We start from the raw sequence: 7,047 nt of genomic DNA, 5'->3' as shown, positions 1-7,047 counted from the left end.
ATCACCACTCAACAACATCTGGCTTGCCAAGAATCCGTGGTTTGAAACGGATGTCGTGCCCGCACTACAAAAACGTGTCGCAGATATCTTAAAGAAATAAAACAAGCCGACCTGATTTATAACCAGGGGCGCTGATGTCAAGATTATGGACAGGTTTTTTCGGCACCGAGAGGTACCGGACTCCGAAAATTTTCAAAACCCGGATTTCAGCCTAAAATGGCGTGATTTCTGGGTGTTTTTGTAGGTGGAACAGGGCCCAGCCCTGTCGTTGAGAGAAAACGAGTGGTATAGATTGTGAACCGGCCGGATTTCACAAGTTGTATCGTGCAACAAATAAGCCTTCAAAAGTGACGGCTTATAAACTGTGTCGTACTGGCTGGTGCCGATAATCGATGTTATGTCTACTCACTTTGGTATAGGCATTTTATGTGTGAATTCTTCCTGCTAGATAAGCCATAGGATCATATCTCGCAGTTTAATAATTTCTTATTTCCAGAAGATCATCAATGGTATTTTTGCTTCCCCACGTGCTGATTGTCCGCTATCGTCAGGTAGTCTTCAAATAAAAAAAAGAGAGACAGTGTGACCTTAATTTTGACATATATAATTTTGGGGACTATAACAGAATTGTAGAAAGAGATATCGGAGGTACGAATGATGTCATATGATATGTTGCGACGTTTTGACTCTAATGGTGTTTTTGATTTCTTAGATCATTCAATGCACCCTTGGTTTAATCAACAGCTAACAAATCAAACTATTCAAACCGACGTGGAAGAGCGTGATGATCGCTTTATTGTTTCAGCGGAATTACCTGGTATAGAAAAACAAGCAATTCGGATGACCTACAAGAACGATCAACTCTTGTTGAGCGCCAAGCGCGATGAGTTTGAGGACCATGCTGATTCTCAAGGTAATCTGTTACAAAGCGAGCGAATTCGTGGCACATTATCACGAGCTTATTATCTACCTGGAGTGGAAGTTGCCAAGATTAATGCACAATTTAAGAATGGGGTATTGACCGTAGACATGCCTAAGGTTGCTGGTGGAGACTCTGCCGGTACAATGATTCAAATTAATTAAGTTAGTTTGAGTTTTCCGACTCCATGTTACGGCACACACGTTCATAATTTAGATAAAGTCCAGTCACACACCGGATAAGAAGTTCTGTAACAAATACTTTGTATCTTATTTTACAAGGAGGAATTTTCATGTACTACAGTAATGGTAATTATGAGGCATTTGCTCGGCCTAAAAAACCAGCAAACGCCACCAAGAAATCAGCCTATATTGTTGGGGCCGGTTTAGCAGGTTTAGCTGCCGCCGCTTTTTTAGTGCGCGATGGTCAGGTTCCTGGAAACCAAATTCATGTTTTTGAAGAACTTGGACTTCCCGGTGGCAGCATGGATGGGATTTTAAATGAACAACGCGGCTATATTATTCGTGGTGGGCGTGAAATGGAACCTCACTTTGAAACTCTTTGGGATCTTTTTCGTTCAATTCCTACCTTAGAAGATGCCAGTGTTTCGGTACTTGACGAATTCTATTGGCTAAATAAAGCCGATCCAAGTAATTCACACACCCGCGTAATCGAAAAACGTGGTAATCAGTTAGCCAGTGATGGTCAGTTGACGCTTTCCCGAAAAGCAATTGAAGAAATGATCAAATTAGTGCTAACACCGGAAAACCAACTTGACAATGTCAAAATTAATCAAGTTTTCAGCGATGACTTCTTTAAATCAAATTTCTGGCTCTATTGGTCCACCATGTTTGCTTTCGAGCCTTGGGCAAGTGCAATGGAAATGCGCCGTTATTTATTACGCTTTGTCCATCATGTTGGCACCTTGCAAAATATGTCAGCATTGAAATTTACCAAATATAATCAATATGAGTCATTAATCAAACCACTGATTAAATATCTTGAAGATCACGACGTTAAATTCCAATACAATACCACCGTTGACAATATTATTGTTGAAAAAACCGGTGAACAAAAACAAGCTGTTAAAATTGAGCTAACGACCGATGGTAATCAGCAAAGCCTCGACCTAACACCTGACGATTTGGTTTTCATTACAAATGGATCAATTACTGAAAGCACTACTTATGGTGACAATGAACATTCAGCACCAGCAAAGCATCCAATCGGTGCTAGCTGGAAATTATGGGAAAAATTAGCGGCTCAAGACTCAGCTTTCGGACATCCAGCTAAATTTTATCAAGATATTCCAGCGGCTAACTGGGTCATGTCGGCAACTTGCACCTTTAAAGACGATCGAATCGTACCCTATATTCAAAAAATTACTGGTAAAAATCCGTATAGTGGTTCAATTGTTACCAGTGGCCCAGTCACCATTAGGGACTCAAACTGGTTATTAGGAATTTCCATCAGCCGTCAACCACATTTTCAACAACAAAAGCCAAATGAATTAATCGTATGGTTATATGGTCTCTTTTCCGATCAGCCCGGAAATTATATTCACAAAAAAATTGCTGATTGCAGTGGCGCAGAAATCTGTCAAGAATTTCTTTATCATATTGGTGTCCCAGAAAATCAAATTGCTGAGATCGCGCAAACAGCTAATACAATTCCAATTCATATGCCATACATTACTTCATACTTTATGCCACGCCAAGCTGGTGATCGTCCCTTAGTTGTCCCTGAAGGTTCAAGCAATTTGGCTTTTATTGGGAACTTTGCCGAAACTGAGCGAGACACCGTCTTTACAACTGAATACTCTGTCAGAACTGCTATGGAAGCTGTCTACCGACTTCTTGACATTGATCGTGGCATCCCAGAAGTCTTTGATTCTGCCTTTGACTTACGAACAATCTTAAGTGCCTTATATTATTTGAATGATAAAAAGAGCTTGACCGAATTGCCTTTAAATCAAATTGAAAAAATTGGTCTAAATGCCTTTTTGAAAAAGGTTCATGGCACCTATCTTGAAGAAATTTTGAAATCTCAAAAGTTACTCTAAATCAAAGGAGGAAAAATTCATGAAAAAGCAGCATTTAATTTTAATTTCAATCGCTTTAGCTACTGGGGTTGTAATTGGAAAATATCTTAAACCCCAAAAAGACAGTTTCTGTCATCATCGACTAGGTTGTTGCTCAAAGAATTCCCAAATCTCTAAGACCGATCCAGTTTATTTACGAGAAACCCAAACCCTAGGGCATGGCCTAACAAAGTAATTTAGCCTAGTAAAAGGGGGGCACTGCAAAAGTAAAATTGCCGTCCCCCTTTTTTGATTGTTTTGTTTTTCCATTAACCGGCTAAAATATTTTTTCGCCAGTTTGCAGTAAATCATTTTTGATCTTTTCTGCTAGGTGCTCGGCCAACTCGGCTACGGAATATTGATAATCGTTCTCTCGCCAATATAGTAAACTAGCAAAAATAGCGCCCGAATAATATGCAATCTCTATTGGTGCTGGCTGCTGATTTTTAATTCGCGTTTTAAAAAAATCAAGCAAGTAGTCACTTTGCTCTTATGCTAGATTTACGGACAGATTTTTCTCTGCCCTGTAAACTAATTGCATATGATCAACTCTTATCTCTTATATATTTAATACAAATGTTAGCAAATTTTAGCTTGATAAGTAACTAAAGTATCGCTTAAGTCTAGTTAGGGCATGAGTTTAACCAAAATCAATTTGATCTAACATAGTCTCACGACTAGCTTGATCCAGGCCAAGATAAGTAAGCGCCTGTTTTACGCATGGTGTGTGTGCCTAGTATAGTTGATACCTAATAGATCACCAACACGTGACAAGACCCGGGTTGACCCCAGAGCATAAGGCAGAAAATCCAGTAGCGAACGGTTTTTGTTCGTTACTGGATTTTTTGTCTTATGTGGCCGGGGTCAGGGTCGTCGGAGCGTATTTCAGAAGCCGAAGGGTGCTCAAAATAGCATAACTGCTCAACTATACACATTCCAAAAAAGTCCCCCACCCAGCAGCAAGTCACTCACCCATCACATCTTCCGCCAGACCTTCAGCATAATCAGCATCGTCACAATCAAGGCGACAGAAATCCCCAAAGCCAGCATCCAAGCATATTGCATATCGGCTAACGGGAGTTTCACGTTCATCCCATAGAATCCGGTAATGATCGTTGGCACAGCCATGGTCAGTGACCAAATTGTCAAAAATTTCATTGTATCGTTCAGGTTGTTATTAACAATGCTGTTGAAGGTATGATCGATTCGGTCAACGACTTGGGTTTCAATCTCAAACATCCGTTGGACCTGTTCTCCTTCAATTTTCACGTCTTCGAATAAATCAATTTTATCTTGGTCAGCACCGACACCAAAATGGGTCTTTGGCAAACGATCGAGTTCACTGAGATTGGTCTGGACCGCGCTGGACAAAAAGGTCAACGTCTGTTGAAGATATGAAAGTGAAACCAAGTCACTGTTCTTCGTCTTCCGGTTCAACATTTTATCCAAATAGTTGCGTTTCTTGGTAATGGCGCGAGAAATTGGGATAAAACTGACAACAACTGTAAACAGTGTTTCCAGAATAAATGCATCGACGCTCTTAACCTCGGGATTATCCAATGCCGAGTAAAGTGCCGTATTGACTTCAGGTATGTCGCTTTGATTAAACGTGAATAAAACGCCCTTATGGAGCAACATGCCAAATGGCTGGGTAATGTATCTCAGCGCATCTTTGTCGAGGGCATACGGCGCCAGAAAGATGAATAATTGGTCGTCCTCATTGATATCATAAACATAATTACTACTTTCATCATTATCAGTGACGTACTCAATAATATCTTCATCGATGCCATACTGATCTTCGAGGGTTGCCCGTTCTTCGGCATTGATTTGAATCGTTTCAATCCATTTGGTTCCATTGATTGTCTTTTCGGGTTTGATCATTTAGTAATTCCCCTGTTAGTTATTAACCTCTATTTTAGACTAAAAGAAAAGAAGCTGCAGACAAATTTTTAAATTGTCAACGACTCCCAACTGCTAAACACTTTTATAAAGAATATAACGGAAACCTACTTATTTTTTATAGGTTAACCAAAATCAATTTGATCTAACATCGTTTCACGACTAGCTTGGTCTAACCCAAGATAAGTCAGTGTCATAGCTTCACTTGAGTGATTCAATAAATGCATGACTAAGCCAATGTTGTAGTTTGATTGTGTATAGACGCGATAAGCACCTGTTTTACGCATAGTGTGCGTGCCTAAATAGTTGATACCTAGTAGATCACCAACACGCGCCATCACTTTATAAAACTGTTTCTCGGTGATATGGCGATCATGATGGGCTGTCGAGGGGAATAACCACTCAGAATTGATATTTTCTTGGACCAGCCAATCATGATATTGCAACAAGTCTTGCTGAACAGGCTTTAAATATAACGTGTTTGCTTTACCAGTCTTTTTATCATGAATAAAGGCTGTATTTTTGACAGAGCCGTCTGGATTATAGACATCTGCTTTTTTCAATGTCATGACATCACTCACACGTAGTAGCGTGGCCTTACCAACTTGAAAAACTGTGTAATTTCGGCGACCAGCACGGAAACTATCGAGAAGTGTATCTTGTACCATCTTTAAAACGTTGGAGTCTTTGATGGGTAGGACAATTTGTTGCGCCATGATTTATATATACCTTTCTGAAATTAAATAATTAAATAAATAATTAATTAAATTGTTTATTTATTGATGACCAGGACCGTATTTCTAAACTTCTTTTACGGTTTATTATATCACTTAACATAAAAACAGCCCCCATTATCTACTGGTCAGATAATGGGGGCTGTTTTAATAGTCTTTTCGAGGGGTTATTATATAATTATAGACCCTAAACAAACATCTTTTGTAAAAAGCCTTTTTTCTGTTCTTTCAACAAATCCAACTTACGTTGATGAAGAGCGATAGTGGCATCTAACTGTTTGAAGAATGAACCGATCTTGTATTGTTCTTCCTGACTAGGTTTATAGATTTCAAATGATGAAAATTTAGAAATTAAGCGGTGTATAGCTGGAATACCCATCACCTCATGATTAAAGGTCATCGTATTCGTGACATCCTTGCCGTCACCGTCATACTTTTGGAACTGCTCAAACGCATTCCACTGGTTTTGCAGGGACTCATCTTTTTCTTCAATGTGGGCCACAGGTAGCCCGTTAATCAGCAACATGATATCAATTCGACGCTTAGAGCTGAGACTCGTTGCTAAATCCGTAAACGTAATTTGGTTAACGACTTCATAACGTGAATGTCCACCAGCCACTTCATCACCATAGAATATTTCAAGTTCTAGCTGCGTCCCATCATCACGATTCAACGGTACGGTCCCAACACCACCCGCACCCGCCAACATGAGTTGCGCATCATACGGCGTTTTATTCTTCGTTAGTTCCAACTTCACTTGTTCAAACTCATTATCAGATAACGGAGTATCTTCTAGTCGTTTACGATTGTTGGCATTCAGAATATCGCGCCAGTGATCATATAGCCGATCAACCGTGACACCAGAGTACTCACTGAGGTAGTCCCACCCCTCGCTCTTTAACTTCTCAATCACAGCTTGTTCAAATTTATCTTCCGCCATTTACCTAGTCTTCTTTTCTTTTTTAGTTGTAACTATTTACCAAAACGCCACCACTTTTTCGGTTTAGGTTGTGACTCCGGGGTGCTATTTTCAGGTTCCGGTTGTTTGTCTGACGTCACTTCTTTTTCACCATCATCATGCGGTGCCATCGTTAAGGCTTTCAAATCCTTAATTTCTGCCTTGTATTCTTCGAGCAGTTGTTTGTCCTGTAAGGCCAATCTTTGTTACTGATCTAATAAATTTTGCATTTGTGATATTTGTGAAAATGCTCCTATGCTATTAGTTTACAGCGTAGAGGAAAATCTGTCCGTAAATCTAGCATAAGAGCAGGGTTAATATGAATCGGTACTATAATTGATGTAGTATCGATTTTTTTGGAGGTAATGGTTGTGGATTTAAAACAGGAAATAATGGCTGATTCACGTAATGCGTCATTTACAGCGCGCGGACTTGAGCCGATTTATATGATTGC

The 7,047-nt window shown here is 39.7% G+C and carries 6 protein-coding genes and 4 pseudogenes; 4 read left to right on the top strand and 6 right to left on the bottom strand.

Translation table 11 applies throughout. The features are described from left to right. The 4 genes and pseudogenes from C6P11_RS11215 to C6P11_RS04015 all read left to right on the top strand — a co-directional run. Window positions 1-100 (top strand): annotated as a pseudogene (locus C6P11_RS11215) (uracil-DNA glycosylase family protein); the annotation flags it as partial. A gap of 554 nt (window positions 101-654) precedes the next feature. Then, window positions 655-1,083 carry an Hsp20/alpha crystallin family protein gene (locus C6P11_RS04025; protein ID WP_245299766.1) on the top strand — a complete coding sequence of 143 codons (429 nt, stop codon included), beginning with the start codon at window positions 655-657 and terminating at the stop codon, window positions 1,081-1,083. 128 nt (window positions 1,084-1,211) lie between these two features. Further along, window positions 1,212-2,981: an oleate hydratase gene (locus C6P11_RS04020; RefSeq protein ID WP_135518772.1), complete on the top strand. Its 1,770-nt coding sequence runs from the start codon at window positions 1,212-1,214 to the stop codon at window positions 2,979-2,981. A gap of 19 nt (window positions 2,982-3,000) precedes the next feature. Continuing rightward, the gene (locus C6P11_RS04015; RefSeq protein ID WP_135518770.1) at window positions 3,001-3,195 is read left to right on the top strand and encodes a hypothetical protein; all 195 of its coding nucleotides are present in this window, start codon (window positions 3,001-3,003) and stop codon (window positions 3,193-3,195) included. Between the two features lie 444 nt (window positions 3,196-3,639). Here the strand turns inward: C6P11_RS04015 and C6P11_RS11210 are convergent. The 6 genes and pseudogenes from C6P11_RS11210 to C6P11_RS03985 all read right to left on the bottom strand — a co-directional run. Then, window positions 3,640-3,779: pseudogene (locus tag C6P11_RS11210) on the bottom strand (site-specific integrase); the annotation flags it as partial. Window positions 3,780-3,974: 195 nt separating this feature from the next. After that, window positions 3,975-4,883, bottom strand: a complete 909-nt coding sequence (locus C6P11_RS04000; protein WP_135518768.1) for a magnesium transporter CorA family protein — start codon at window positions 4,881-4,883, stop codon at window positions 3,975-3,977. Between the two features lie 143 nt (window positions 4,884-5,026). Continuing rightward, a complete protein-coding gene (locus C6P11_RS03995; RefSeq protein ID WP_048801727.1) occupies window positions 5,027-5,617 on the bottom strand; it encodes a site-specific integrase in 591 nt (196 codons plus the stop codon). A gap of 205 nt (window positions 5,618-5,822) precedes the next feature. Further along, the gene (locus C6P11_RS11075; RefSeq protein ID WP_280950192.1) at window positions 5,823-5,987 is read right to left on the bottom strand and encodes a restriction endonuclease subunit S; all 165 of its coding nucleotides are present in this window, start codon (window positions 5,985-5,987) and stop codon (window positions 5,823-5,825) included. Further along, window positions 5,982-6,575 (bottom strand): annotated as a pseudogene (locus tag C6P11_RS03990) (type I restriction endonuclease); the annotation flags it as partial. The gene C6P11_RS11075 and the pseudogene C6P11_RS03990, both read right to left, overlap by 6 nt. 32 nt (window positions 6,576-6,607) lie before the next feature. Continuing rightward, window positions 6,608-6,838 (bottom strand): annotated as a pseudogene (locus C6P11_RS03985) (DNA-binding protein); the annotation flags it as partial. Window positions 6,839-7,047 lie beyond the last annotated feature (209 nt).

Origin of the sequence: Weissella confusa, from assembly GCF_004766315.1 — a bacterium.
GTDB lineage: Bacteria > Bacillota > Bacilli > Lactobacillales > Lactobacillaceae > Weissella > Weissella confusa_A.
Note: the sequence above shows the minus strand (reverse complement) of the source record. Positions and strands in the feature narration are given on the sequence as shown.

Bases quoted from the DNA above. Each gene is read 5' to 3' on its own strand.
- C6P11_RS04025 (WP_245299766.1), top strand. From the start codon at position 655: ATGATGTCATATGATATGTTGCGACGTTTTGACTCTAATGGTGTTTTT.
- C6P11_RS04020 (WP_135518772.1), top strand. From the start codon at position 1,212: ATGTACTACAGTAATGGTAATTATGAGGCATTTGCTCGGCCTAAAAAA.
- C6P11_RS04015 (WP_135518770.1), top strand. From the start codon at position 3,001: ATGAAAAAGCAGCATTTAATTTTAATTTCAATCGCTTTAGCTACTGGG.
- C6P11_RS04000 (WP_135518768.1), bottom strand. From the start codon at position 4,883: ATGATCAAACCCGAAAAGACAATCAATGGAACCAAATGGATTGAAACG.
- C6P11_RS03995 (WP_048801727.1), bottom strand. From the start codon at position 5,617: ATGGCGCAACAAATTGTCCTACCCATCAAAGACTCCAACGTTTTAAAG.